This window comes from Streptomyces canus 299MFChir4.1 (assembly GCF_000383615.1).
GTDB classification, from domain to species: Bacteria; Actinomycetota; Actinomycetes; order Streptomycetales; family Streptomycetaceae; genus Streptomyces; species Streptomyces canus_C.
In genome coordinates, this window is sequence record NZ_KB911583.1 from 350702 (window position 1) to 376902 (window position 26201).

Consider the following 26201-nt stretch of genomic DNA (forward strand, 5'->3'; position numbering starts at 1 on the left):
GGACTCCGCATGCCTGCTGCCGTGCGCTTCGGCGTCAACTACACCCCGAGCGTCGGATGGTTCCACCACTGGCTCGACTTCGACCTGGACGCCGTCCGCGCCGACCTCGACTCGATCGCCGCCCTGGGCCTCGACCACATCCGGGTCTTCCCGCTGTGGCCGTACTTCCAGCCGAACCGCACCCTGATCCGGGAGCGTGCCGTCACGGATCTCGTACGGCTCGTCGACGCCGCCGCCGAGCGCGGTCTCGACGTCAACGTGGACGGTCTGCAAGGGCACCTGAGCAGCTTCGACTTCCTGCCGGCCTGGACGAGGACCTGGCACCGCCGCAACCTCTTCACCGACCCGGAGGTCATCGAAGGCCAGGCCGCCTATCTGCGCACGCTGGCGGCGGCGCTGGCGGACAGCCCCGCCTTCCTCGGCATGACCCTCGGCAACGAGGTCAACCAGTTCTCCGCGGCGCCCCATCCCGACCCCGACCCGGCCACGTCCGGGCAGATCGACGCCTGGCTCACCCGCATGCTGGCCGCCTGTGAGGAAGGGGCGCCCGGGCGGCTGCACCTGCACGCCGAGTACGACGCCACCTGGTACCAGGACGACCAGCCCTTCACCCCCGCCCAGGCCGCCCGCCACGGCGCTGTCACCGCCGTGCACTCCTGGGTCTTCAACGGCACCGCCCAGCGCCACGGCCGCACCTCCGTCCAGAGCGAGCACCACGCGGCCTACCTCGTCGAGCTGAGCAAGGCCTGGGCCGAGGACCCGCACCGGCCGGTCTGGCTCCAGGAGGTCGGCGCGCCCGCGCCGCTGGTCCCGCCCGAGCACGCCGCCGCCTTCACCGAGGCGACCGTGGCCAACGTCCTGGACTGTCCCGACCTGTGGGGCGTCACCTGGTGGTGTTCCCACGACGTGTCCCGGGACCTGGCCGACTTCCCCGAACTGGAGTACGGACTGGGCCTGTTGACCAACGACCGGCAACCGAAGGACACGGCCCGGGTGCTGGAGCGGGCGGCACGCGCCGGCTCCACCGCTCCGGAACGGCGTACGACAGCCCTGGTCGTCCCCGCCGACCCCGGCTCCCGCTCGCTGTGCGCGCCCGGCGGCCCGGTCTACGAGGCCTACTTCCGGCTGGTCGCGGACGGCGCCCGCCCCACCACCGTCCTCGACACCCGTGCCGCCGACCGGGAGCACCTGTCCGCGCGCGGGATCACCGAGGTCGTCACCTCCGATCAGGTACTCCCACCCCACCAGGACCACTAGGAGGCACCCGCTCGTGAACCCCACCAGACGCACGGTTCTGCTCGCCGCGACCGCGGCGGCGGTGCTGCCCGCGCTGCCCGCGAAGGCGGCGACGGCGACCGCGCTCCAGCCGTACGCCACCTACTGGTACCCGGACTCCCTGCCCTCCGGCAGCCCCGGCCCCGGCATCACCTGGCGCAGCCTCAAGGCGTGGCGGGCGGCCGACGACGCAGACCTCGCCTTCAACGCGGCCTCCGTGCCGCTCGCCGCCCGCTTCACCCCGACGCCCGCGAACCCGACGGCACGCGCGGGCCAGGCCCGCATCCAGTCGCTGGTCTCCTTCGGGCCCACGGCGGGCAACCCCTCGCAGGGCTCGGCGACCTCCGACTACTACGCCTTCGGGCACTGGGCCTACGTCGACGAACTGGTCTTCTGGGGCGGCTCGTCCGGCGAAGGGCTGATCCTCGCGCCGAACGCCCCGATCGTGGACGCGGCCCACCGCCACGGCGTGCCCGTCCTCGGCAACGTCTTCCTGCCGCCGGTCGCCTACGGCGGACAGCTGCGGTGGACGCGTGACCTGGTGCAGAAGGACGCGGCCGGCCGGTACCCACTGGCGGCTCAACTCGTCGCGGTCGCCACGGCGTACGGCTTCGACGGATGGTTCGTCAACGCGGAGACCGGCGGAGGGGACGCCGCGCTCGGGGCGGACATGCTCGGATTCGTACGGGAGTTGAAGTCCCTCTCCGCCGCGAAGGGACAGCGGGTCACCTGGTACGACTCGATGACCGTGAACGGGACGGTGAGCTGGCAGGGCGCGCTGAACAGCCGCAACCAGGCGTTCTTCGAGACCGCGGACGACCTGTTCGTCGACTTCCGGTGGACGGCGGCCGGTCTGGCGTCCTCGGGCACGCTGGCCCGGCAACTGGGTCGCAGCCGCTACGCGTTGTGGGCGGGCCTGGACGTGGAGGCGGGCGGCTGGAACACGTCCGAGAACTGGGACGCGATCGTGCCCCGGGACCGGGCCCATGTGACCTCGATCGGGCTGTACCGGCCGGAGTGGACCCGCAACCACCTGCCCTCGGACCAGCGGGCACCGGAGAACTTCCACGCGGCCGACGACCGTTTCTGGACGGGGGTGTCCCTCGATCCCTCACGGCCGGACGAGACGGACGGCTGGCGGGCTCCGGCGGTGTCGGTCGCGGACCGGTCGACGGTCACCGCGCTGCCGTTCGCGAGCGTGTTCAACACCGGCCACGGGCTGCGGTGGTACGAGGAGGGGGCCGTCACGTCGGAGACGGCGTGGAACCACCTCGGGCTGCAGGACCGGCTGCCGTCGCGGCGGTGGGTGGTGCGGACGGACGGATCGCGGCCGGCCGTCTCCTTCGACTTCGCGGACGCCTGGCGGGGCGGCAGCAGCGTGCTCGCGGCCGGTGCGCTGGACGCGCCGGTCACGGTGGACCTGTACACGGCCCGGCTGCCGATCAGCGGTGACACGGTGGTCGAGCTCACCCACCGGACGGACGAGGGCGAGGTGGGCGTCGAGCTCGCCGTGGCCACCGCGGAGCCGGGCGCGCCGGGGGCGACACCGCCGTACACCTTTCTCCCGGTGACCACCGGTGACGGCTGGCGGACCTCGACCGTACGGCTCACCGGCCTCGCCGGGTCCGTCCACGCACTCGGAGTACGGCTCACCGGCACCGGGCCGGTGAAGTGGCGGCTCGGCGGACTCGCCGTGTACGACACGCGCCGCACCCCCTGCCCGCCCTCCGGGCTGCGCGTCACCGCGGCCTCGGGCGGCGACCTGCGTCTGGCCTGGAACCCCGCACCCGGCGCCGTGCGCCACTACACCCTGCACCGGCTCCTGCCCGACGGCAGCCGGCGCTTCCTCGGCGGCACTTGCCAGCGGGCCTGGTTCGTCGCCGGCCTCCGGCCCGAACAGGGCGAGCGGCAGGCACGGTTGGAGCTGCGTGCCGTGGGGGAGCTGTACACCTCGTCGGACCCTGTGACCGTCACCCATCCCTGGTGACCCCGTGACCCGTCCCTGGTAACCCCCCGGACCCTTGGAGAGCACCCCGCATGCATGACGACCGCAGCCTGGTCGAAGCCCGCCTCAAGCGCGTCCTCGACGAGCGCATCCGCCCCGCCGTGTACCCCGAGTCCGTGCCGCTGGAGGTGGCGGTGTGGCACGCGCCCGACGAGCCGGTGCCCGTCGCCGAGGGCCTGGCCGCCGAGCCGGAGCCCATCGCCGTGGGAGCCCGCTGGGGCGCTCCCTGGGGCACCAGCTGGTTCCGCGTCACCGGGACCGTCCCCGAGGAGTGGGCCGGGAGGACCGTGGAGGCGCTCCTGGACCTCGGCTTCGACGAGAACATGCCCGGCTTCCAGTGCGAGGGCCTGGTCTACCGGCCCGACGGCACCCCGGTGAAGGGGCTCAACCCGCGCAACCAGTGGGTGCGGATCGGCGCGCCCGTCGAGGGCGGCGAGGAGGTGCGCCTGCACATCGAGGCCGCCTCCAACCCCGTCATCCTCGACTACCACCCCTTCCTGCCCACGCGGTTGGGCGACAAGGAGACCGCGGGCAGCGAGCCGCAGTACCGGCTGGCACGCATGGACCTCGCCGTCCTGGACGAGACGGTGTGGCAGCTGGTGCTCGACCTGGAGGTGCTCGGCGAGCTGATGGCCGAGCTGCCGGTGGAGTCGGCGCGCCGCTGGGAGATCCTGCGGGCGGTGGAGAGGGCGCTGGACGCCCTGGACCTCCAGGACGTGGGCGGCACGGCGGCGCAGGCCCGCGTACGGCTGGAGACGGTCCTGTCCGAGCCCGCCGTCCCCTCCGCGCACCGCATCAGTGCCGTGGGCCACGCGCACATCGACTCGGCGTGGCTGTGGCCGCTGCGCGAGACCGTCCGCAAGGTCGCCAGGACCACCTCCAACATGACCGCGCTGCTCGACGACGAGCCGGAGTTCGTGTTCGCCATGTCCCAGGCCCAGCAGTGGGCCTGGGTGCGCGACCACCGGCCCGAGGTGTGGGCGCGGGTGAAGAAGGCGGTGGCCGACGGGCGGTTCGTGCCCGCCGGCGGCATGTGGGTGGAGTCGGACACCAACATGCCCGGCTCGGAGGCGATGGCCCGCCAGTTCGTGCACGGCAAGCGGTTCTTCCTCGACGAGTTCGGCATCGAGAACGAGGAGGCGTGGCTGCCCGACACGTTCGGCTTCGCGGCCGGACTGCCCCAGATCATCAAGGCGGCCGGTTCCAAGTGGCTGCTGACACAGAAGATCTCCTGGTCGCAGACGAACAAGTTCCCGCACCACACCTTCCGGTGGGAGGGCATCGACGGAACACGGATCTTCACCCACTTCCCGCCCGTCGACACCTACAACTGCTCCATGAAGGGCAGCGAAATCGCCCACGGGGCACGGAACTTCAAGGACAAGGGGGTCGCCCGGCACTCCCTCGCCCCCACCGGCTGGGGTGACGGGGGCGGCGGCACCACCCGGGAGATGATCGCCAAGGCGGCCCGGCTGCGCGACCTCGAAGGGTCGGCGACCGTGGCCTGGGAGACCCCGGCGGAGTTCTTCACCAAGGCCGAGGCCGAGTACCCCGAACCGCCCGTCTGGGTCGGCGAGCTGTACCTCGAACTCCACCGCGCCACCCTCACCAGCCAGGCGAGGACCAAGCAGGGCAACCGCCGCAGCGAGCACCTCCTGCGCGAGGCCGAGCTGTGGGCGGCGACGGCGGCCGTACGGACGGGATTCCCCTACCCGTACGAGGAGTTGGACCGCATCTGGAAGACCGTGCTGCTGCACCAGTTCCACGACATCCTGCCGGGGTCCTCCATCGCCTGGGTGCACCGGGAGGCGCGGCGCACGTACGAGCGGCTCGCGGTCGAGCTGAACGGCATGATCGACGCGGCCCAGCGCGCGCTGGCGGGGGAGGGGACACGGGATCTGCTCTTCAACTCCGCACCCCACGGCCGGGGCGGAGTCGCGGCGGGCGGCGCCGGAACCGCGGTCGTCGCGGGGCGGACGACGGTGACCGGGCGCCCCGGCGGCGGCCACGTCCTGGACAACGGCGTCCTGCGGGTCGAGATCGACGCGCGGGGCCTGGTCGTCTCCGCGTACGACATCGAGGCCGACCGGGAGACCATCGCACCGGGGCAGGCGGGCAACCTTCTCCAACTCCACCCGGACTTCCCGAACATGTGGGACGCCTGGGACGTGGACGAGTTCTACCGCAACACCGTCACCGACCTCACCGAAGTGGACGAGCTGGTCGCGGAGGACGGAGGCGTGCGGATCACCCGCGCCTTCGGCTCCTCCCGCGTCACCCAGATCCTGTCCCTGGCTCCGGACGAGGGCAGGCTGCTCATCGACACGGAAGTGGACTGGCACGAGACGGAGAAGTTCCTGAAGCTCGCCTTCCCGCTCGACGTGCACGCCGAACGGTACGCGTCGGAGACGCAGTTCGGGCACTTCCACCGGTCCACGCACACCAACACGTCCTGGGAGGCGGCGAAGTTCGAGGCCTGCAACCACCGCTTCGTGCACCTGGAGGAACCCGGCTGGGGCGTGGCGATCGTCAACGACTCGACGTACGGCCACGACGTGACCCGAACCGTGCGCACGGACGGCGACCGGGGTACGACCACCACGGTCCGGGCGTCGCTGCTGCGCGCCCCGCGGTTCCCCGACCCGGAGACCGATCATGGCGTCCACCGCTTCCGGCACGCGCTGGTGCCGGGAGCCGGCATCGGGGACGCGGTGCGGGAGGGGTGGCGGATCAATCTGCCGGAGCGGTCCGTACGGGGTTCCCAGGAGGTCGCGCCTCTGGTGACCGTCGACCAGGACGCCGTCGTCGTCACCGCGGTCAAGCTGGCCGACGACGGCAGCGGGGACGTGGTGGTCCGCTTCCACGAGGCCCACGGCGGCCGGGTCCGGGCCACACTCACGGCCGGGTTCGAGGTGGCCGGGGTCACGGCGACGGATCTGCTGGAGCGACCGCTGACCGACGCGCCCTCGCTGCGCAGCGAGGGGAGCGAAGTGTCGTTGCGGCTGCGGCCGTTCGAGCTGGTCACGCTGCGGTTCGCCAGGGCCTGAGTCCCGGGTGAGGGGGCGGGAAGACCCGCTCCCTCACCCGATGAGCAGATCCCCTCGCACCGTGAACCGCGGCCTCCCCCTCGGTCACGCCCCGAGCTGCGCCCGCAGCCACTCCTCCACCTCGCCGACGTGCGCGGCGGCCGCCGCCCGGGCCGCCTCCGGGTCGTGCGCGACCAGGGCCCGGTGGATCGCCGCGTGCTCGCGCCGGGTGCGCTCGAAGGCGCCCTCCTCCTGATAGCCGCGCCAGACCCGGGCCCGGAAGGTGCGGGAGGACAGGCCCTCCAGGATCGCCGCCATCGTGTCGTTGCCGGCGGCCACCGCGATCTCCCGGTGGAAGGCCAGGTCGTGGGCGAGGATCACCTCCGGGTCGTCGGTGGCGTTCATCGCCGTGAGGTGTTTCTCCACCTCGGCCAGCTGGTCGGGCGTGATGCGGGCGGCGGCCAGCGCGGTCGCCGTCGACTCCAGGATGCGGCGCACCTCCAGGAGCTCCACCAGCCGCGGGCCCCGGGACAGGTCGGCGACCACGCCGAAGGTCTCCAGCAGGTCGCCGGCCTCCAGCTGGGTGACGTAGATGCCCGAGCCGTGCCGCGCCTCCAGTACGCCGAGGACCGTCAGCGCGCGGATCGCCTCCCGCATCGAACTGCGGGAGATGCCCAGCTGCACCGCCAGATCACGCTCGGTCGGCAGCCGCTGGCCCGGCTCCAGCCGGCCCTCGCCGATCATCGCCTTGATCTGCTCGATGGCGCGCTGCGGCACGGTGCCCTTCTGCGGGGCTGTCTCGTCCACGCCACTCCTCCACATCACCGGATGTGCCGCAGTCTAACCGTCGAGGTGGTCGGACCACTATGGCCGGAAGACGGGAAAATCTGCCGTCAGAGGGTATTGCCAAGGCCGAGTGGTCTGATAAGTATGCCGTCATCTGCTCGAACACGCTCGTGCTCGATCATGCGAGAAGACGCTCAACGAGGAGCCGCCAGATGCCCGGCAGGACAGTGGGGAAGCGGAACAGGATTCGGATCATCGGTGCGGTGGCCGCGGCCGCGAGCGCCTCGCTCGTGCTCGCCGCGTGCGGCAGCACCAAGGACACCGGCAGCGCCGGAAGCGCGGGAGGTGACGGGACCGGCAAGGTGGGCGTGATCCTGCCGCTGCTGACCTCGCCCTTCTGGCAGTCGTACAACGACTACGTGCCCAAGATGGCCAAGTCCGAGGGGGTGGACACGCTGAAGACGGTCAACTCCAACAGCGATCCCTCCCAGCAGATCACCGACATCAACAACGAGCTCAACCAGGGCGTCAAGGGCCTGGTCGTCGCCCCGCTGGACAGCGCCGCCATCGAGGCCGGCCTCGACCAGGCCGAACGCAAGGGCGTCCCGGTCGTCGCGGTCGACGTGGCCCCCGACAAGGGCAAGGTCGCCATGGTCGTACGGGCGAACAACGTGTCGTACGGCGAGAAGGCCTGCCAGTACCTCGGGGAGCAGATCCCCTCCGGCAAGGTCGTGCAGATCATGGGCGACCTGGCCTCCGTCAACGGCCGTGACCGCTCCGAGGCCTTCCGGGCCTGCGTGAAGAAGAACTTCCCGAAGCTGAAGGTGCTGGAGATCCCCGCCAAGTGGGAGTCCGACACGGCCGCCTCCCAGCTGAGCACCCTCCTGAACGCCAACCCCGACCTCAAGGGCATCTACATGCAGGCCGGCGGCGTCTACCTCGCGCCGACCCTGCAGACCCTGAAGTCCAAGGGGATGCTGAAGAAGGCCGGGCAGGCGGGCCACATCAGGATCGTCTCCAACGACGGCATCCCGCAGGAGTACGACGCCATCCGCAAGGGCGAGATCGACGCCACCGTCTCCCAGCCCGCCGACCTGTACGCCAAGTACGGCATGTACTACATCAAGGCGGCGATGGAGGGGAAGACCTTCAAGCCCGGACCGACGGACCACGACTCGACGATCGTCAAGCTGCCCGGCGGCATCCTGGAGGACCAGCTGCCCGCGCCCCTGGTCACCAAGGACAACGTCGACGACCCCAAGCTGTGGGGCAACACGGTCAAATGAGCACCCCACTGGTTGAAGCTCAGGGGGTCGTCAAGCGGTACGGCCCCACGACCGCCCTCGCCGACGGCCGCCTCACCGTCCTGCCCGGCGAGTCCCACGCGCTCGTCGGGCGCAACGGCGCGGGCAAGTCCACCCTCGTCACCGTGCTCACCGGCCTCCAGGCCCCCGACGAGGGCACCGTCCGCTTCGACGGCGAGCCGGCGCCCCCGCTCACCGACCGGGACGCCTGGCGCGGCAAGGTCGCCTGCGTCTACCAGAAGCCCACCGTCGTCCCCGAGTTGACGGTCGCCGAGAACCTCTTCATCAACCGGCAGCCGCTCCGACGTGGGTTCATCAGCTGGCGCAGGCTGCACAAGGAGGCCGCCGAACTCCTCGACACCTGGGACGTGAGCGTCGACCCGGAGGCGCGCACCGCCGACCTCAAGGTCGAGGACCGCCAAATGGTGGAGATCGCACGCGCGTTGAGCTTCGGCGCCCGCTTCATCGTCCTCGACGAGCCGACCGCACAGCTCGACAAACGGGAGATCGAGCGACTCTTCAGCAGGATGCGCGCGCTCCAGGACTCCGGTGTCACCTTCCTGTTCATCTCGCACCACCTCCAGGAGGTGTACGAGGTGTGCCAGACGGTGACGGTCCTCAGGGACGCCCGCTGGATCACCACGGCCCCGGTCACCGACATGCCCCGGGCCGCCCTGATCGAGGCCATGGCCGGCGAGACCGTCGCCGAACAGGAACAGGCCGTGCGCACCGCAGAGGTCGACGCCCCCGTCCTCCTCGACGCCCGCGGCCTCACCTCCGACGCCTACGAGGACGTCGACCTCACCGTGCGCCGCGGTGAGGTCGTCGGACTCGCCGGCATCAGCGGCAGCGGCAAGACCGAGCTCGCCGAGACGTTCACGGGACTGCACACCCCGACGAGCGGCACGGCCCGGCTCGACGGCAGGCCGCTGCCGTTCGGCGACGTACAGGCCAGTCTGAAGGCGGGCGTCGGCTTCGTGCCGCGCGACCGGCACGCCCAGGGCCTGGTCTTCGGCATGACCATCGGCGACAACGCCACCCTCAGCGTCCTGGACCGGCTCGGCCGCCACGGCTTCGTCGGCACCGACCGCAAACGCGGCTTCGCCACCGAGCTGATCGACCGCCTCGACATCCACACCGAGGGCCCCGACCAGCCCGTCTCCGACCTCTCCGGAGGCAACGCGCAGAAGGTCGTCATGGCCCGCGCCCTCGCCTCCGACCCCCGCCTGCTGGTCCTCATCAACCCCACCGCGGGCGTCGACGTGAAGTCCAAGGAGTCCCTGCTCTCCCGCGTCGACACCGCCCGCGAGGACGGCACCGCGGTCCTCGTCGTCTCCGACGAACTCGACGACCTGCGCCGCTGCGACCGCGTCCTCGTCCTCTTCCACGGCCGCGTGGTCGCCGAGCACCCGGCCGGCTGGCGCGACCACGAGCTGATCGCCTCCATAGAAGGAGTGGAGCATGGCTGACACCAAGGCCCGCCCGCTCGCGCCCGTACGCGCCCGAACCCCCGGTTCGGCCCGGACGGTGCTGCTGCGCCGCGCCCGCGAACTCGCCCTCGTGCCCGCCCTGTTGCTGCTCATGGTGCTCGGCGCGTTCGTCAACGACTCGTTCCTCACCGAGCGCAACCTGATCTCGATCCTCGGCGCCTCGGCCGCCCTCGCGATGGTGGTGCTGGCCGAGTCGCTCGTCCTGATCACCGGCAAGTTCGACCTCTCCCTGGAGTCGGTCGTCGGCATCGCGCCCGCCGTGGGCGCCCTTCTCGTCCTGCCCGCCGCCCAGTCCGGCTGGGGCACCGAACTCCCGCCCGCGCTCGCCCTGTTGGCGGTCCTCGTCGTCGGCGCGGTGGTCGGCGCCTTCAACGGCGTCCTGGTCGTGAAGTTCAAGCTCAACGCGTTCATCGTGACGCTCGCGATGCTGATCGTGCTGCGCGGACTGCTCGTCGGCGCGACCAAGGGCAAGACCCTCTTCGGCATGCCGGACAGTTTCTACTCCCTGGCCACCACGACCTTCCTGAACATCCCGATGTCCGTGTGGCTCGCCGCGGTCGCCTTCGCCGTCACCGGCTTCGTGCTGAAGTACCACCGCGTCGGCCGCTCCCTGTACGCCATCGGCGGCAACGCCGACGCGGCCCGCGCCGCCGGCATCCGCGTCGAACGCGTGATGCTCGGTGTGTTCGTCGTCGCCGGTGTCCTCGCCTCGGTCGGCGGCATCATGCAGACCGGCTACGTCGGCGCGATCAGCGCCAACCAGGGCCAGAACATGATCTTCACGGTGTTCGCGGCGGCGGTGATCGGCGGCATCAGCCTCGACGGCGGCAAGGGCACCATGTTCGGCGCCCTGACCGGCGTCCTGCTGCTGGGCGTCGTCCAGAACCTGCTCACGCTCGCCCAGGTGCCGTCCTTCTGGATCCAGGCCATCTACGGCGGAATCATCCTGGTCGCCCTCATGATCGCCCGTGTCACCACGGGCCGCGCCCAGGACTGACCCCCGCCACCGACCGAAAGGCACTCCGTGTCCTCCACCCCCGCCCGTGTCACCGCGGTAGACACCTACGACATCCGCTTCCCCACCTCGCGCGAGCTCGACGGCTCCGACGCGATGAACCCGGACCCCGACTACTCGGCGGCCTACGTCGTGCTGCGCACGGACGCGGCCGACGGGCACGAGGGGCACGGTTTCACCTTCACCATCGGGCGGGGCAACGAGGTCCAGGTCGCCGCGATAGAGGCGCTGCGCGGGCATGTGGTCGGCCGGTCCGTCGATGAACTGTGCGCGGACCCGGGGACGTTGAACCGCGACCTGATCGGCGACAGCCAGCTGCGCTGGCTCGGCCCCGAGAAGGGCGTGATGCACATGGCGATCGGCGCGGTCGTCAACGCCGTGTGGGACCTGGCCGCCAAGCGTGCCGACAAGCCGCTGTGGCGGCTGCTGGCCGAGGCCGACCCCGAGTGGCTGGTCGCGCAGATCGACTTCCGCTACCTCACGGACGCGCTCACCCCCGAGGAGGCGCTGGAGATCCTGCGCCGGGGACGGGAGAGGGCCGGCGAGCGGGCCGCGCGGCTCCTCGCGACCGGCTACCCGGCGTACACCACCTCCGCCGGCTGGCTCGGCTACGACGACGAGAAGCTCACCCGGCTCGCCGCCGAGGCCGTCGCCGACGGCTTCCGGCAGATCAAGCTCAAGGTCGGCGCCGATCTGGCGGACGACATACGGCGCTGCCGCGTCGCCCGCCAGGTCGTCGGACCCGGCATCCGCATGGCGATCGACGCCAACCAGCGCTGGGACGTCGACGAGGCCATCCGCTGGACCAAGGCGCTCGCCGAGTTCGACCCGTACTGGATCGAGGAGCCCACCAGCCCCGACGACATCCTCGGCCACGCGGCGATCCGCAAGGCCGTGGCCCCGGTCAAGGTCGCCACCGGCGAGCACGTCCAGAACCGGGTCGTCTTCAAGCAGCTTCTCCAGGCAGGCGCCCTCGACGTCGTCCAGATCGACGCGGCCCGCGTCGGCGGCGTCAACGAGAACCTCGCCATCCTCCTGCTCGCCGCCAAGTTCGGCGTGCCGGTCTGCCCGCACGCGGGCGGGGTCGGCCTGTGCGAACTCGTCCAGCACCTCTCGATGTTCGACTACGTGGCCGTCACCGGCACGACCGAGAACCGGGTCATCGAGTACGTCGACCATCTGCACGACCACTTCCTCGATCCCGTGGTGATCCGGGAAGGCCACTACCAGGCACCCGGCGGGCCGGGGTTCTCGGCCGCCATGCGCCCGGAGTCCATCGCGCGGTACACGTTCCCGGACGGCGCCTTCTGGGCAGAAGACCTCGCCGACGACACACGCAAGAAGGGGCAGGCGGCATGAACGACTTCGAGGGACTGAGGGCCCTGGTGACCGGCGGCGCCTCCGGTATCGGCCGGGCCACGGCGGAACTCCTCGCCGCGCGCGGCGCCCGGGTCGCCGTCCTCGACCTGGACCCGTCCTCGGTGGACAAGCCCCTGCTCGCCTACCGCGCCGACATCCGCGACGACGCCTCGGTGCGTGCGGCCGTCGCCGCGGCCGCCGCCGACCTCGGCGGACTGGACGTGCTGGTCAACAACGCCGGCATCGGCGCCCAGGGCACCGTCGCGGACAACGACGACGAGGAATGGCACCGCGTCCTGGACGTCAACGTCGTCGGCCTGGTCCGGGTGACCCGCGCCGCCCTGCCCCACCTGCGCGAGTCCGCGCACGCGGCGATCGTGAACACCTCGTCGATCGGGGCCACCGCCGGGCTTCCGCAGCGGGCGCTGTACTGCGCGAGCAAGGGAGCGGTGTACTCCCTGACCCTCGCCATGGCAGCCGACCACGTCCGCGAGGGCATCCGCGTGAACTGCGTCAACCCCGGCACCGCGGACACTCCGTGGATCGGCCGGCTCCTCGCGAAGGCCTCCGACCCGGCCGCCGAACGCGCCGCCCTGGAGGCCCGCCAGCCCACCGGGCGCCTCGTCTCGGCCGACGAGGTCGCGGGCGCCATCGCCTACTTGGCGAGCCCGCTCTCCGGCGCCACCACCGGCACCTCCCTCGCCGTCGACGGCGGTATGCAGGGCCTGCGCCTCAGGCCGGTGGGCCAGTGACAAGCACCCTCGGCAGCAGCGCCGTCCGGGTCAGCGGGCTGGCCTTCGGCGGCGCCGCCATCGGCAACCTCTTCACGGAGGTGACCGACGAACAGGCCCACGCGGCGGTCACCGCCGCCTGGGACAGCGGCATCCGCTACTTCGACAGCGCCCCCCACTACGGCCTCGGACTGTCGGAACGCCGGCTGGGCGAGGCCCTGAGCGCCTATCAGCGCCCGGAGTTCACGGTCTCCACGAAGGTCGGCCGCCGGCTGGAGCCGTCCACGGACGGTGGCGACGACCTCGCCAACGGCTTCGCGGTCCCCGCCACCCGGCGCCGCGTCTGGGACTTCAGCGCGGACAGCGTACGACGCACCCTCGAAGCCAGCCTCGAACGGCTCGGCCTCGACCGCGTGGACGTCGTCTACCTCCACGACCCCGACGATCACGCCGAAGAAGCCTTCCGCGAGGGCTATCCGGCCCTGGAGAAGCTCCGCTCGGAGGGGGTCGTCGGGGCGATCGGCGCCGGCATGAACCAGGCCGGGATGCTCACCCGCTTCGTCCGCGAGACCGACGTCGACGTGGTGCTGTGCGCCGGGCGCTACACCCTGCTCGACCAGAGCGCGCTCACCGAACTGCTGCCCGCCGCCGTGGAGCGGGGCGTCTCCGTGGTGGTCGGCGGCGCCTTCAACTCCGGTCTGCTGGCGGACCCGAGGCCGGGGGCGACGTACAACTACGCGCAGGCCCCAGGGGATCTGCTGGACCGAGCCCTGCGCATGCGGGAGGTCGCCGAGCGGCACGGCATCAGCCTGCGGGCCGCCGCCCTCGCCTTCTGCGCCGCCCACCCGGCCGTCGCGAGCGTCCTGGTGGGCGCCCGCTCCGCGGCCGAAGTCCGGGACGCCGCCGACCAGTTCGCCACCCCGGTACCGCCTGCCTTCTGGCAGGAACTGCGCGACACCGGCCTCCTGACCATCGAGGAGCCGTCATGAGGGTCGCCCTGCACACCAAGGTCCGTGCGGACCGCGTCGAGGAGTACGAGGCCGCCCACCGCGAGGTGCCCGTCGCACTCACCGACGCGATCCGCGCCGCCGGGGCCACCTCCTGGACGATCTGGCGCAGCGGCACGGACCTCTTCCACGTCCTGGAGTGCAGGACTACGGCCGCCTCCTCGCCGAACTGGAGAAGCTCCCGGTGAACGTCACCTGGCAGGCCCGCATGGCCGAACTCCTCGACGTGGTGCACGACTACTCCGGCGAGGGCGCCGACGCCGGCCTGCCCGTCGTGTGGGAACTGCCGTGACGGTCGTGGACGCGCACCACCACGTGTGGGACCTGTCGGTGCGGGACCAGGACTGGATCGCCCCGGGCAGTCCGCTGCGCCGGACCTTCACGACGGCGGACCTCGCACCGCGGGCCCGCGCGGCGGGAGTCGACCGCACGGTCCTCGTCCAGACGGTCACCGTGCCCGAGGAGACCCCCGAGTTCCTCGCCCTCGCCGCCGGGCACGAGCTGATCGCGGGCGTGGTCGGCTGGACCGACCTGACCCGGCCCGACGTCGGTGACGAGCTGGCCCGCCTGCGTGAACTGCCCGGCGGTTCCTACCTCAAGGGCATCCGCCACCAGGTCCAGGGTGAGCCCGACCCCGAGTGGCTGCTGCGGCCGGACGTGCGCCGGGGCCTGACCGCCGTGGCCGACGCCGGCCTTGTCTACGACCTGGTGGTCCTCCCGCACCAACTGCCCGCCTGCGTCAGGGCGGCCCAGTCGTTGCCTCAACTCACCCTTGTCCTGGACCACCTGGGCAAGCCGCCCATCGCGTCCGGCACCCTGGAACCCTGGACGGCCGACGTCCGCGCCCTCGCCGGCCTGCCCAACACCGTCTGCAAACTCTCCGGCATGGTCACCGAGGCGGACCTCGCGACCTGGACGACCGACGACCTGCGCCCGTACGCCGACACCGTCCTGGACGCCTTCGGCCCGGACCGTCTGATGTTCGGCTCGGACTGGCCGGTGTGCACGCTGGCCGCGACCTACGGTGAGGTCCTGGACGTGGCGCGCGAACTGGTCGGTGCCTACGACAGCGGCCGGATCTTCGAGGGTACCGCCGTTCGCGTCTACGACCTCTGAACCGTCCCTGTCAGCCGTGTCGGTGGCAGATACTCCCGCACATACGTCCGCTCCCAGCACGCCCCCGTCTCCCGCAGCTCCCGCCACGTCGTGTACCGGTACCGGAAGAGGCCGGCGCGGACATAGCGGGGCGGCTCGTCCGCCGGGAACGGGGAGCGGCGCAACAGCCTCAGCGTGGCGGGATCGTTCTCCAGGAGCCGTTCGACCATCGTGCCGAACCACGCCCCGGCATAGGTGGGGGACAGTGCGGCGAACCACATCATCCAGTCCAGACGCAGATGGTAGGGCGCGAACTGGCGCGGCCAGCGCCGTGGATCACCCGGCTTGCCCTTGAACTCGTACTCCCTCCACTCGGACTCCCGGCGGGGCACGTCGTCCGCGGTGCCCTCGACCACCACCTCGTAGCGGATCCGGCTGACGCTGCCGAACGCGCCGTAGGTGTTGACGAGATGGAGCGGGTCGAAGGAACGGTTCATGATCTGGCTTCGGGAGATCATGTTGCGGACCGGGTGGTAGCTGAGGGCGAGGAGGAGCGCGGCGACGGCGAGGACCGTCACCTCGTACCAGAGCGGGGCGGCGGACGGGCCCGGTGTGTCGGCCGGGAGGCGCAGGGCCGACGCCGCCAGCACGATGGTGATCCAGTTCAGCCAGGCGAAGTTGCCGGAGAGCACCAGCCACAGCTGGGTCACGATCATCAGGGACGCGGCGGCCGTGGCGATCGGCTGCGGGGTGAACAGGAGGAAGGGAACCGCGAGTTGGGTGACGTGGTTGGCGGCCACCTCCACCCGGTGCACAGGCCGCGGCAGATGGTGGAAGAACCAGCTCAGCGGACCCGGCATCGGCTGGGTCTCGTGGTGGTGGTCCAGACACGTGAGCTTGCGCCAGCAGGCGTCGCCGCGCATCTTGATGAGCCCCGCGCCGAACTCGACCCGGAACAGGATCCAGCGCAGCAGGAACAGCACCACGACCGGCGGGGCCACTTCGTCGTTGCCGAGGAACACCGCGAGGAAGCCGACCTCCAGCAGCAGGGACTCCCAGCCGAAGCCGTACCAGGTCTGGCCCACGTTGACGATCGACAGATACAGCAGCCACGGCACCAGCCACAGCAGCATCCCGCCCCACAGCGGCAGCCGGGAGTCCAGGCCCGCCGCCAGCGCGACCGCCACCGCGCAGCCCGTCCAGGCGCACAGGGCGAAGAACCGGTCCGAGTAGTGGAGGTGGAAGAGGCTCGGCGCCCGCCGGAAGGGCACCCGCGCCACGAAACGCGGGACCGGCAGCATCCCGCGCTCCCCGAGCAGCGCCCGGAACTGCAGGGCCGCCGCCAGGAACGCGACGAAGTACAGCCCCGCCAGAGCCCGCTGGAAGACCAGCCGGCTCAGCCAGTAGTCGGGTGCGGTGAACCAGTCCACGGCCGTGCTCTCCTGCCTCCATTGTCCAGCCGGTCCTGTGTGACTCTCCGTGTACCTCCCTTCCGCTTGCGTAACCCAAGCGAGTGAAGCAGACAATAGTGGCGAATTGCTCGGAACGGACGGGAGAACGCGGTGCGGACACCCACCAGAACCCTCGTCACGGCCTGCGCGCTCGCCGCGGCACTCCTCGTCGCCGGCTGCGGCGGTGCCGGGGACGAGAACAGCGCCGAGGCGACGGGTGAGCTCTTCCTCCAGCCGGCGCGGGCCCAGGGGCCGAGTCCCTTCACCCGCTCGGCGGCGACCGCGGCGGCGCCCCCCACCCGCATGCCCCGACTGGACCCGACCGCCCCACGGACCGTCTCCGGCGGGACGCCCGGCCTCTACGGCGGCACCGAGCGCGTCGGCAGCTGCGACGTGCCACGGCAGATCGGCGACCTGACCGCCGACCCGTCCAGGACGCGCGCGTTCGCGCAGGTCGCGGGAGTCTCCCCGGCCGCGGTCCCGGACTATCTGCGCGGACTCGCCCCGGTCGTCCTGCGCGCCGACACCCGGGTCACCGACCACGGCTACCGCGGCGGCAGGGCGAGCGGCTTCCAGTCGGTCCTCCAGGCGGGCACCGCCGTCCTCGTCGACAACCGGGGCGTCCCGCGCGTCCGCTGCGCCTGCGGCAACCCCCTGACGCCGCCGGTGGCGATGCGGGGCGGCGCGGTCATCAGCGGGCAGCCGTGGTCCGGATACCGGCCCACGCAGGTGATCGTGGTGGCCCCCAGCGAACAGCTCGTCACCGACATCACGATCATCGACCTCGTCGACAACTCCTGGATCGAACGCCGGATCCACCACGACTGCCGGCACGACCACGCCGTACCCCCGCCGACGCCGGAACCGCTGACCCCGACGGCGCCCCCGGGCGACAGCGCGTCCCCGGACACGCCCTTCGGCGCCGACCCGCAGCGGCCCGCGCCCGACTGCCCGACCCGGACCGCCACCGCCACGCCCGGCGCCACCGTCACGCCCGGCCCCACCGCGACGCCCACCGCGAAGCCGTACGACGAGGGTTGCCCGGCCACCGGCACCCCACCGTCCACGAAACGGCCGGGGACCCCCGTCCTCCCGCCGGGCGGCACTCGTACGACCGTCCCCGCGGACCCCGGGACCGGGATCGGCCCCGAGACCGTGCCGGACACCCCCGATCTCCCCGACGGCGGCGGGCTGATCCCCGACGAGCCCGCCGCCCCGACCGGCACCGGCACGGTCTTCGGCAGCCCCACCGACGTCTTCGGTGCCTGACGGCCGCCGGAAGTACCTGCCTCCCGGTCGAAGAATCGGGCAAATCCTGGCAAGGTGGCTCCATGGTTGATCGGGGAGCGAGCGCCCCGTCACTCCCGGACGACTGGCCCGCCCACCCGGACCCGATCCTGGCGCTCAACCGCATGGGCAGTTTCGACTGGGACCTCGACAGCGGTCTGTTCCACATGGACGCCCAGGCCCACGAGGTCTTCGACCTGCGCCCCGACGAATACGACGACAACCCGATGAGCCTCGGCGTCCGGATCCCGAGGGCCGAGGCGCACCGGCTGGACGCCCTGGTCGCCCAGGCCATCAAGGACGGCAGCGAGAACTACGGCACCTACTTCCGGCTGCGCTGCCGTGACGGCACCCGGCGCTGGACCCACACCCAGGGCTACATCCGGCGCGACGAGACGGGCCGCCCCCGCCGGATCATCGGGATCCTCCGTGACGCCACCCAGGAGATGGACGAGCTGGAGGACCGCCGGGAGCAGGCCGCCCAGGACGAGGCCCGGCGCCGGCAGACCAACGTCGTCCAGCTCACCACGGCCGCCCTCGCCCACGCCCGGACCGTCCAGGACGTCATCGACGTCCTCAAGGACACCCACGGACTCACCCACCTCGGCGCCACCAGCCTGGTCATGGGCCTGGTCGAGGCGGGCCGCATCCGGCTGATCGCCGAGGGCCCCGCGGGCAGCTTCGTGCCCGGCACCGACATCACCCGGATCGACGAGCCGTACCCGATGAGCGAGGCCGTGCGCACGCTCACCCCCCGGTTCATCGAGTCGCCGGAGGAGTTCGCGGACCGCTACCCGATCCTGTGGCCGCACATCACGGGCCTCAACATCACCTCCGCCGCCTACCTTCCGCTGATCGCCGAGGCCCGCCCGATCGGCGCCATGGGCCTGCTCTACAGCGACCGGCGCGGTTTCACCCCGGAGGACCGCAACGTCCTCATCGCCCTCGGCAGCAGCATCGCCCAGAGCCTCCAGCGGGCCATGCTCTACGAGCAGCAGAAGGACCTCGCCACCGGTCTCCAGCAGGCCATGCTGCCGCGCACCATCCCGAGCGTCCCCGGCGCCGACGTCGCCGTCCGCTACCGGGCCGCCGGCGCCGAGGGTTCGCTGCGCCGGGACATCGGCGGCGACTGGTACGACCTGATCCCGCTGCCCGGGGGCACCCCCTCCGGGGGAGGCCGCGTCGGTGCCGTCATCGGCGACGTCCAGGGCCACGACACCCACGCCGCCGCCGTCATGGGCCAGCTGCGGATCGTGCTGCGGGCCTACGCCGCCGAGGGCCACACCCCGGCCACCGTGATGGCCCGGGCCTCCGTCTTCCTCCACGAGCTCGACACCGACCGCTTCGCGACCTGCCTGTACGCCGAGGCGGACCTCGCCACCGGAGTCGTGCAGGTCGTCCGCGCGGGCCACATCGACCCGCTGGTCCGGTACGCCGACGGGAGCTGCCGCCGGGTGACCGTCGAGGGGGGACTGCCGCTCGGGCTGTCCGCCGAGTTCGGGCAGCTCGACTATCCGGTCGCCACCCTGGAGCTCGACCCCGGGGGCACCCTGCTGCTGTGCACCGACGGGCTGGTCGAACAGCCCGGCGTCGACCTCGACGAGGGCATGCAGACCCTCATGAGCCTCATCGCCGTGGGCCCCGCCGATGTGTGGGAGCTCGCCGACCGGCTCATCGACGTGGCCGAGGAACGCGCAGGCGACGACGACGTGGCACTGCTCCTGCTGCGCCGCCGCGCTCTGGACAGCCCGCAGTCCGGCGGCCGCCTCCAGCAGCACGTGGCGCCCGGCGACCCCGAGGCCCTCACCGGGGCCCGGCACATGATCCGGGCCGCGGTCGGCGCCTGGGGCGCGCGGCAGCGCTCCGACGAGATCGAACTGGTTGCCGACGAGCTGATCACCAACGCCCTGATGCACACCGAGGGCTCCGCGATCGTCACCCTGCGGGTCCTGACCGGCTCCGACCGGCGGATGCGCGTCGAGGTCGAGGACTCCTCCAGCGCCCTGCCCCGCCGCCGGGAGGCGGGCGAGTCGGGGGTCTCGGGCCGGGGCCTGCTCCTGGTGGACCTGCTGAGCGATGTGTGGGGTGTGGAGGCGCGGGGCGGCGGGAAGTGCGTGTGGTGCGAGTTCGTCGTGGGGGAGCGGACCTGAGCTGACCACAGCGGTCCCCGGTGGCACTCTGGACGTATGCCGGAACTGCCCGAGGTGGAAGCGCTCAAGGACTTCCTGACCGAGAACCTGGTCGGCCACGAGATGGTGCGCGTGCTGCCGGTGGCCATCAGCGTCCTGAAGACGTACGACCCTCCGCTCACCGCCGTCGAGGGCCGCGAGGTGGTCGCCGTGCACCGCCACGGCAAGTTCCTCGACCTGGAGACGGACGGCGGCCCGCACCTGGTCACCCATCTGGCCCGCGCGGGCTGGCTGCACTGGAAGGACCGCCTCCCCGACGGCCCGCCCCGCCCAGGCAAGGGCCCGCTCGCCCTCCGGGTGGCGCTGGAGACCGGCGCCGGCTTCGACCTCACGGAGGCGGGTACGCAGAAGCGCCTCGCGGTGTACGTGGTGGCGGACCCTCAGGAGGTTCCCGGCATCGCCCGCCTGGGCCCCGACCCGCTGGCCGAGGACTTCGACGGGGCGCGCTTCGCGGCCCTGCTGAAGGACGAACGCCGACAGCTGAAGGGCGCCCTGCGCGACCAGACCCTCATCGCCGGTGTGGGCAACGCCTACAGCGACGAGATCCTGCACGCGGCACGCATGTCCCCCTTCAAACTGGCGGCGTCGCTGACCCCCGAGGAGACGGAGACCCTCTACCGGGCACTGCGCACGACCCTCAACGAAGCGGTGGAACGCTCAAGGGGGGTGGCGGCGGGCCGCCTGAAGTCGGAGAAGAAGTCCGGCCTGCGGGTCCACGGCCGCACCGGCGAATCCTGCCCGGTCTGCGGCGACACCATCAGGGAGGTCTCCTTCAGCGACTCCTCCCTCCAGTACTGCCCCACCTGCCAGACGGGCGGCAAGCTTCTGGCGGACCGGCGGTTGTCGCGACTGCTCAAGTGACGGACGTCGTCAGCTCGGCTCCAGCGTCACCAGATGCTCCCCGCCGGACGTCCTGACCTCGTAGCGGTCGATCTGGTCGGCGTGGAAGGTGGAGCTGCCCATCATGGTGTTGTCGCCGGTGGCGTTCCAGCCGGTGACGGTCTCCTCCTTGCCGTCCTGGCTGATCGCGACGAGGTGACAGGCGCGGGGTCCGGACTCGTCCTTGACCTTGAGCTCCACCTGGGTGCCCCAGTCCTCGTCCTCGGTGGTGACCTGGGCCCACACGCCGGAGCGGGCGTCGGTGGCCTCGATGCTGCTGGTCCGAACCGTGTCGCCGCCCGCCGTCATGGCGAGGCTGGAACCGCCCACGGTCAGGGCCACCGAGGCGGCCACCGCGTACAACAGCCGCCTGCGGCGTGCCCGGTGGCGGGTGGCGACCTCGCCGAGAAGGCGGTTCAGGAGCTGGGGGCCCGGCTGCGCCATCGGGTGCACCACCCGCGGTGTCGCCCGGCGGTACAGCATCATCTGACGGGTCACTGGACCGAACTCGGTCACGTGTGCCGCGCACTTGGGGCACTCCATGAGGTGGTCCTCGAAGCGGAAGGCCTCCGCCTCGTCCAGCACGCCGAGCGCGTACGCGCCGACGTCGCGATGCCTCTCCAAGGACCTCATGCGGAAACCTCGTGCCGTTGGGTGTGGGTGGGGTTACTCCTTGCTCCCACCGGTACGCACCAGCCCGCCGAATCACTCAAGGCCTAGACAGAATCGTGACCAAGGGATTCGGAGCGGCCGGCCCCGCGGATTGGTCCGAATCGAAAGGAATCTAGAAGAGGTGGATGGCGAGGTGGCCGAGCGGCAGACCGAGCTGCCAGGCCGGTGTCCACACCTTCGGCCCCTCGTCCTCACCGCCCCCCGCCCCACCGCCCGGCACGGCGTTCAGGTCGGGTGCGAGCAGCTCCGTCTCCTCCAGCCAGCGCCAGGCGGCGGCCGCGAGTTCGAGGTCCGCGGCGGGCTCGCCGGTGGCGACCGCCTCGGCGGTCAGCGCGGCCATCCGCTCGCACACCCAGTCCTGCCACGGCTGGTCGTACGCCGTCAGGGACAGCCAGTTCTCCAGCTGCGAGACGACCTGGATGCCGGAGAGCTCTCCCTCGGTGTCGGCGAGGAAGACGGTGAGCGCCAGCGCGTCCCGTCCGGCACGGAACTCGAAGGACGTCGGCGGCATCAGATCGCCGGAACGCAGCAGCTCGTCGGCGATGTACTCGGCGTACAACCAGGCCATGGGGACGACGAGTTCGCCGCCACCGGTGCCCTCCGTGCTCTCTTGACCTCTGTGCAGCATCCCTTCCTGCCTTCCTCCGGTGCGTGCGCGTCGCCCGACCCCGGGCTCCCGGTCCGGAACACGGATAGGGACAGCCGATTACTCAACCGGGGTCCTCAGCAAGGCACTTTACGGAGGTTTGACTTTCCCATTGGTTTCACCGCAGGTCGGCCGCGTATCCCGGAAGCACCCGGCGCAGGGCGCGCAGCGCGTAGTACGCGCGGGACTTCACGGTACCGGGCGGAATCCCCAGGATTTCGGCGGCCTCCGCCACACTCGCCCCCTGGAAATACACCAGCACCAGGACTTCACGGTGCTCCGGAGTGAGTGTCTTCACAGCCTCGCGTACGTCGAGGGCCGCGGCCGCCCGCTCGGCGTGGTCGGCGCACACCCGGGCGTTCTCCAGCACCGCGTCGCCGACCTCGGCGGGACGCGCCTGCCGGGCCCGCCGCGCGTCGATCGCGAGCCGCCGCCCCACGGTCAGCAGCCAGGGCCGTACGGACTCGAAGTCGTCGGCACGCAGCGCCTCGGGATGCTGCCAGGCGCGTACGAGGGTCTCCTGCACGAGGTCCTCGGCGCGTTGCCGGTCGCCGTCGCTGAGCCGGAGGAGGAGCGCGAAGAGGGGCCGGCCGTGCTCCCGCTGCAGTGCGGCGAGCTCGTGCTCGGCGGTCGTCCCGTTCGTGAGGGTGGTTCCGGCCGTCATGGCCGTATGGCACCTCAGCGCGGGGCCGGGGGACAGGGCACGCACAAGGATCTGCGGCGGACGGTCGATCGCGTCGACGAACGGTTCGGTGAACGGTCCCTTCCGCCCCGGACGGGTCAAGTAGTCGTCCGGACCGTTTGCGGACACGGACAAGCTCATACCTATTCGTCAGTAAATATGACCTCAGTGGGGTGAGCTGATGATTGCACGCAGACAGCAGGTTGCCCTGGCCCTCACGGTCCTTCTCGCCGGAGGAGCGGCCTGCCAGGCGCACGACCACGCGACACCCGGGCGTCCCGCCCCGTCCGCCGCCGCACCGCGCGGTTTCACGCTCGTCGCCTCCGGTGACGTCCTGCCGCACAGTTCGATCATCGACCGGGCCCGCTTCGACGCGGGCGGGAGCGGCTACGACTTCCGCCCGATGCTGGCCGGAATCCGCTCCGTCGTCTCCCGCGCCGATCTGGCGCTGTGTCACATGGAGACCGTCTACGGCGCGAACGGCGACTACACCGGCTATCCGACCTTCAAGTCACCGCCCGAGGTGGCCCAGGCCCTCGCCGTCACCGGCTACGACGGCTGCTCCACCGCCTCCAACCACAGCCTCGACGACGGCGGCGAAGGCATCCGCCGCACACTCGACGCCCTGGACCGCGCGGGCGTACGACACGCCGGCTCGGCCCGAACCGAGGGTGAGGCGCGCACGGTCACCGTCCTGCGCGCGGGCCCGGCGAAGGTCGCCCACCTCGCCTACACCTATGACACCAACGGCTTCCCGCTGCCCCAGGGGCAGCCCTGGGCGGTGAACCTGATGGACGAGACCAAGATCCTCGCGGACGCGCGGGCCGCCCGGAAGGCGGGCGCCGACGTGGTGGTCGTGTCGCTGCACTGGGGCACCGAATGGCAGGACGCGCCCGACGAGCAGCAGCTGGCCCTGGCCCGCGACCTGACCGCCGCCCGCACCGGCGGACGCCCCGAGGTCGACCTGATCCTCGGCACCCACGCCCATGTCCCGCAGGCGTACGAGAAGGTCAACGGCACCTGGGTGGTCTACGGCATGGGCGACCAGATCGCCGGCGAGATGTTCAACCACGAGGGCGCCCAGGACCCGCGCGGCAACCAGTCCACCCTCGGCCGCTTCACGTTCACCCCGCCCGCCCGGCCGGGTGAGCGCTGGCGGGTCGCGAAGGCGGAGTTCGTGCCGCAGATGTTCGACGTGGACGCCGGCCGGGTGGTCAACCTCAACCAGGCGATCGCGCAGGGCGCCGACGTCGAGGGTGTCCGCGACCGGATCCGTGAGGTGGTGCTGAGCCGGGGCGCGGCCAAGGACGGGCTCACCATGGGGCAGTAGGTCAGTCCACGTCCACGTGGTCGAAGGTCCGCAGCATTTCCTTCAGCACGCGTACGCACGCCCGGAGTTCGGCCTCGGTCAGCTCGCCGCCGCCCACTTGCCGGTTCAGGGCGTGCTCGCGCGCGAGGATCGCGGTGATGACGGCCGCGCCCTCGTCGGTGATCCGGATCAGCGAGGATCGCTGGTGCGCGGGGTTGGGTGTGGCCTCGGCCCACCCGCGATCCATCGCCTCATTGGTCATGCGCTGCACGAACTGCCGGGTCAGCGCCATGATCCGGGCCATCTGAGGCACCGTCATGGGCCCGTACCTGTGCAGCAGGACGAGGACGGAACGCACGCCGACGGACACCCCTCCGGCCGCCTCGTCCTGCTCCAGCTTGCGCAGTCCGCGCCGGTAGAGCGCGCCGACCAGGTCGAACACCTCGGAGACGCGGTGGCCGAGTTCGTCGGGGGGAAGTGGCTTGTCCATGTCGCTCACCCGGCCATCATGACACCTTGGTTGTCAAAAACGGGAAATGATGACACCTTGGTTGTCATGATGACAGCAGCGGCAGCTTCGGATCTGCGTTTCTTCACCTCCGCCGATGGGGACCTCGCCTATCGCGACACCGGAACCGGGGACCTCGTGGTCCTCGTGCACCCCGGCTACCTCGACCACCGCGTCTTCGACCACCAGATACCGGCACTGGTCTCCGCCGGTTACCGCGTGGTCGCGCCCGATGTGCGGGGCCACGGGTTCTCCGCCAACGCGAGCGGGCCGTTCCGCTGGGCCGACGACCTCGGCGACCTGCTGCGCCACCTCGACGCGGGGCCCGCGGTCCTCCTCGGGCTGTGCATGGGCGCCGCGGTCGCCACCGACACGGCGCTCGAACACCCCGGGCTGGTCCGCGCGCTGGCCGTCTGCGGAGGCGGGACCAGCGCGTTCGAGTACACCGACCCGTGGACGGTGGCACGCGCCGCCGAGTCGGCCCGCATGCTGGCCGCCGGTGATGTCACCGGCTGGATCGAGGCCTTCGCCAAGAACGTGGCCGGACCGCACCGCACCGTGGACGACCTCGACCCCGACCTCGTACGGCAGGTGCGGGAGATGGCGACGCACACCGTGTCCAAGCACACCCCCGGCGAGCCGAACTGGCTCGTCCCGCTCGACGATCCCTGGAGCCGGGTGCCGAAGATCGACGTACCGGTTCTCGCCGTCCACGGTGCCCTCGACGCGGCCGACGGCATCGACATGCCCGAGCGGCTCGCGCGGACGGTCCCGGACGGGCGCTCGGTGACGATCGGGGACGCCGGGCACTTTCCCAACCTGGAGAAGCCCGAGGAGTTCAACGCGATCGTGCTGGACTTCCTGCGCTCGCTCTGACGCTCCGCCAGTTCGAGAATCTGCTACGGCACCACGGTCACCGGCCACCGCCCCGCCTTGACCAGTCGCACCGCGACGGAACCGACGATCCGGTGGCCGGCCTGCTCCGAGGCACCGACGACCACCGCGTCGGCCTTGAGCTCGTCCGCCGCCTTCGTCAGCCCGCTGTAGGGGTCGCCGCGGAAGGTGTGGAACTCCCAGCGCACATCGAATATCCCCTTGTTCTGCTCGGTGGCGCGCCGGATCTGAGCGACCAGGTCCTCGGCGATCTCGTCCGTGGTCTCGGCGACCGGAGCGCCGAGCGCGGCACCCGAGGCGATCACCGGCTGGACGTACACCACGGCGAGCAGGGCGTGCTGGCGCCGGGCCAGGCCTCCGGCGTAGGCCGCGGCGCGGAGCGAGGAGTCGGAGCCGTCCACGCCGACGACGATGACCTTGGGCCCGTCCGTGCCCCGCTCGAACTGGTGCGCATGCTGTTCCGTCACGGCTGCGAGGCTATCGGAAGCCGCAGGTCCGGGCGGCATTCGGGGACCTGTCGCCCGGGGTGCGCAAACTTTGCGGAAATGGGGCACCCGTTGGGCGGGCCGCGAACGGGCAGCCACCGAAGCC

The 26201-nt window shown here is 71.6% G+C and carries 22 protein-coding genes and 1 pseudogene; 16 read left to right on the forward strand and 7 right to left on the reverse strand.

From position 1 onward, the window contains the following. The first annotated feature begins 9 nt into the window (after nt 1-9). The 3 genes from H293_RS0105650 to H293_RS0105660 are packed head-to-tail and all read left to right on the forward strand — an operon-like array spanning nt 10 to nt 6327. A complete protein-coding gene (locus H293_RS0105650) occupies nt 10-1257 on the forward strand; it encodes a glycoside hydrolase 5 family protein (protein ID WP_028807579.1) in 1248 nt (415 codons plus the stop codon). A gap of 13 nt (nt 1258-1270) precedes the next feature. Beyond that, complete coding sequence (locus H293_RS0105655) at nt 1271-3262, forward strand: endo-beta-N-acetylglucosaminidase (protein WP_020116909.1); 1992 nt, start codon at nt 1271-1273, stop codon at nt 3260-3262. 50 nt (nt 3263-3312) lie between these two features. Next, the gene (locus H293_RS0105660; RefSeq protein ID WP_020116910.1) at nt 3313-6327 is read left to right on the forward strand and encodes an alpha-mannosidase; all 3015 of its coding nucleotides are present in this window, start codon (nt 3313-3315) and stop codon (nt 6325-6327) included. A gap of 84 nt (nt 6328-6411) precedes the next feature. Here H293_RS0105660 and H293_RS0105665 read toward each other — a convergent pair whose 3' ends face one another. Then, entirely contained in the window at nt 6412-7113 is a 702-nt protein-coding gene (locus tag H293_RS0105665; protein ID WP_020116911.1) for a FadR/GntR family transcriptional regulator, read from the reverse strand. A 191-nt stretch (nt 7114-7304) separates the two neighbouring features. On the opposite strand from H293_RS0105665, the gene H293_RS0105670 reads away from it, so the two are divergent. From H293_RS0105670 to H293_RS0105705, 8 genes and pseudogenes are all read left to right on the forward strand, one after another. Then, on the forward strand, nt 7305-8378 hold the full coding sequence (locus tag H293_RS0105670) for a sugar ABC transporter substrate-binding protein (protein ID WP_020116912.1): 1074 nt from the start codon (nt 7305-7307) through the stop codon (nt 8376-8378). Then, the gene (locus tag H293_RS0105675; protein WP_020116913.1) at nt 8375-9865 is read left to right on the forward strand and encodes a sugar ABC transporter ATP-binding protein; all 1491 of its coding nucleotides are present in this window, start codon (nt 8375-8377) and stop codon (nt 9863-9865) included. Before H293_RS0105670 ends, H293_RS0105675 begins: the two co-directional genes overlap by 4 nt. Continuing rightward, nucleotides 9858-10883: an ABC transporter permease gene (locus H293_RS0105680; RefSeq protein WP_020116914.1), complete on the forward strand. Its 1026-nt coding sequence runs from the start codon at nt 9858-9860 to the stop codon at nt 10881-10883. The genes H293_RS0105675 and H293_RS0105680 overlap by 8 nt, the downstream gene beginning before the upstream one ends. 27 nt (nt 10884-10910) lie before the next feature. Continuing rightward, the gene (locus H293_RS0105685) at nt 10911-12260 is read left to right on the forward strand and encodes an L-fuconate dehydratase (RefSeq protein ID WP_020116915.1); all 1350 of its coding nucleotides are present in this window, start codon (nt 10911-10913) and stop codon (nt 12258-12260) included. Continuing rightward, nucleotides 12257-13012 (forward strand): SDR family NAD(P)-dependent oxidoreductase, encoded by a 756-nt coding sequence (locus H293_RS0105690; protein WP_020116916.1) that lies wholly within the window; start codon nt 12257-12259, stop codon nt 13010-13012. Before H293_RS0105685 ends, H293_RS0105690 begins: the two co-directional genes overlap by 4 nt. Continuing rightward, the gene (locus tag H293_RS0105695) at nt 13009-13980 is read left to right on the forward strand and encodes an aldo/keto reductase (protein WP_020116917.1); all 972 of its coding nucleotides are present in this window, start codon (nt 13009-13011) and stop codon (nt 13978-13980) included. The genes H293_RS0105690 and H293_RS0105695 overlap by 4 nt, the downstream gene beginning before the upstream one ends. Beyond that, nucleotides 13977-14290 (forward strand): annotated as a pseudogene (locus tag H293_RS52555) (L-rhamnose mutarotase). The gene H293_RS0105695 and the pseudogene H293_RS52555 overlap by 4 nt, the downstream one beginning before the upstream one ends. Then, a complete protein-coding gene (locus H293_RS0105705) occupies nt 14287-15114 on the forward strand; it encodes an amidohydrolase family protein (protein WP_020116918.1) in 828 nt (275 codons plus the stop codon). The pseudogene H293_RS52555 and the gene H293_RS0105705 overlap by 4 nt, the downstream one beginning before the upstream one ends. On the opposite strand, the gene H293_RS0105710 is transcribed toward H293_RS0105705, so the two are convergent. Further along, complete coding sequence (locus H293_RS0105710; protein ID WP_020116919.1) at nt 15102-16523, reverse strand: lipase maturation factor family protein; 1422 nt, start codon at nt 16521-16523, stop codon at nt 15102-15104. The genes H293_RS0105705 and H293_RS0105710 overlap by 13 nt on opposite strands. A gap of 132 nt (nt 16524-16655) precedes the next feature. Between H293_RS0105710 and H293_RS0105715 the strand changes: the two genes are divergently transcribed. The 3 genes from H293_RS0105715 to H293_RS0105725 all read left to right on the forward strand — a co-directional run bounded on the left by H293_RS0105715 (nt 16656) and on the right by H293_RS0105725 (nt 20881). Further along, nucleotides 16656-17813: a DUF6777 domain-containing protein gene (locus H293_RS0105715; protein ID WP_020116920.1), complete on the forward strand. Its 1158-nt coding sequence runs from the start codon at nt 16656-16658 to the stop codon at nt 17811-17813. A 62-nt stretch (nt 17814-17875) separates the two neighbouring features. Continuing rightward, the gene (locus tag H293_RS0105720) at nt 17876-19981 is read left to right on the forward strand and encodes a SpoIIE family protein phosphatase (protein WP_020116921.1); all 2106 of its coding nucleotides are present in this window, start codon (nt 17876-17878) and stop codon (nt 19979-19981) included. 36 nt (nt 19982-20017) lie between these two features. Next, nucleotides 20018-20881: an Fpg/Nei family DNA glycosylase gene (locus H293_RS0105725; protein ID WP_020116922.1), complete on the forward strand. Its 864-nt coding sequence runs from the start codon at nt 20018-20020 to the stop codon at nt 20879-20881. A gap of 9 nt (nt 20882-20890) precedes the next feature. On the opposite strand, the gene H293_RS0105730 is transcribed toward H293_RS0105725, so the two are convergent. From H293_RS0105730 to H293_RS0105740, 3 genes are all read right to left on the reverse strand, one after another. After that, nucleotides 20891-21532 carry a zf-HC2 domain-containing protein gene (locus tag H293_RS0105730; RefSeq protein ID WP_028807580.1) on the reverse strand — a complete coding sequence of 214 codons (642 nt, stop codon included), beginning with the start codon at nt 21530-21532 and terminating at the stop codon, nt 20891-20893. A gap of 151 nt (nt 21533-21683) precedes the next feature. After that, on the reverse strand, nt 21684-22199 hold the full coding sequence (locus H293_RS0105735) for a hypothetical protein (RefSeq protein ID WP_020116924.1): 516 nt from the start codon (nt 22197-22199) through the stop codon (nt 21684-21686). A gap of 136 nt (nt 22200-22335) precedes the next feature. After that, a complete protein-coding gene (locus H293_RS0105740; protein ID WP_028807581.1) occupies nt 22336-22881 on the reverse strand; it encodes a sigma-70 family RNA polymerase sigma factor in 546 nt (181 codons plus the stop codon). A 199-nt stretch (nt 22882-23080) separates the two neighbouring features. Here H293_RS0105740 and H293_RS0105745 point away from each other — a divergent pair, with 199 nt between their 5' ends. Further along, on the forward strand, nt 23081-24229 hold the full coding sequence (locus H293_RS0105745; protein ID WP_020116926.1) for a CapA family protein: 1149 nt from the start codon (nt 23081-23083) through the stop codon (nt 24227-24229). 1 nt (nt 24230) lies between these two features. Here H293_RS0105745 and H293_RS0105750 read toward each other — a convergent pair whose 3' ends face one another. Further along, nucleotides 24231-24707 (reverse strand): MarR family winged helix-turn-helix transcriptional regulator, encoded by a 477-nt coding sequence (locus tag H293_RS0105750; RefSeq protein ID WP_020116927.1) that lies wholly within the window; start codon nt 24705-24707, stop codon nt 24231-24233. Nucleotides 24708-24764: 57 nt separating this feature from the next. Here H293_RS0105750 and H293_RS0105755 point away from each other — a divergent pair, with 57 nt between their 5' ends. Beyond that, nucleotides 24765-25592, forward strand: a complete 828-nt coding sequence (locus tag H293_RS0105755) for an alpha/beta fold hydrolase (RefSeq protein ID WP_020116928.1) — start codon at nt 24765-24767, stop codon at nt 25590-25592. Between the two features lie 23 nt (nt 25593-25615). Here H293_RS0105755 and H293_RS0105760 read toward each other — a convergent pair whose 3' ends face one another. Further along, nucleotides 25616-26077, reverse strand: coding sequence for a universal stress protein (locus tag H293_RS0105760; protein WP_020116929.1), 462 nt, complete (start codon nt 26075-26077; stop codon nt 25616-25618). Nucleotides 26078-26201 lie beyond the last annotated feature (124 nt).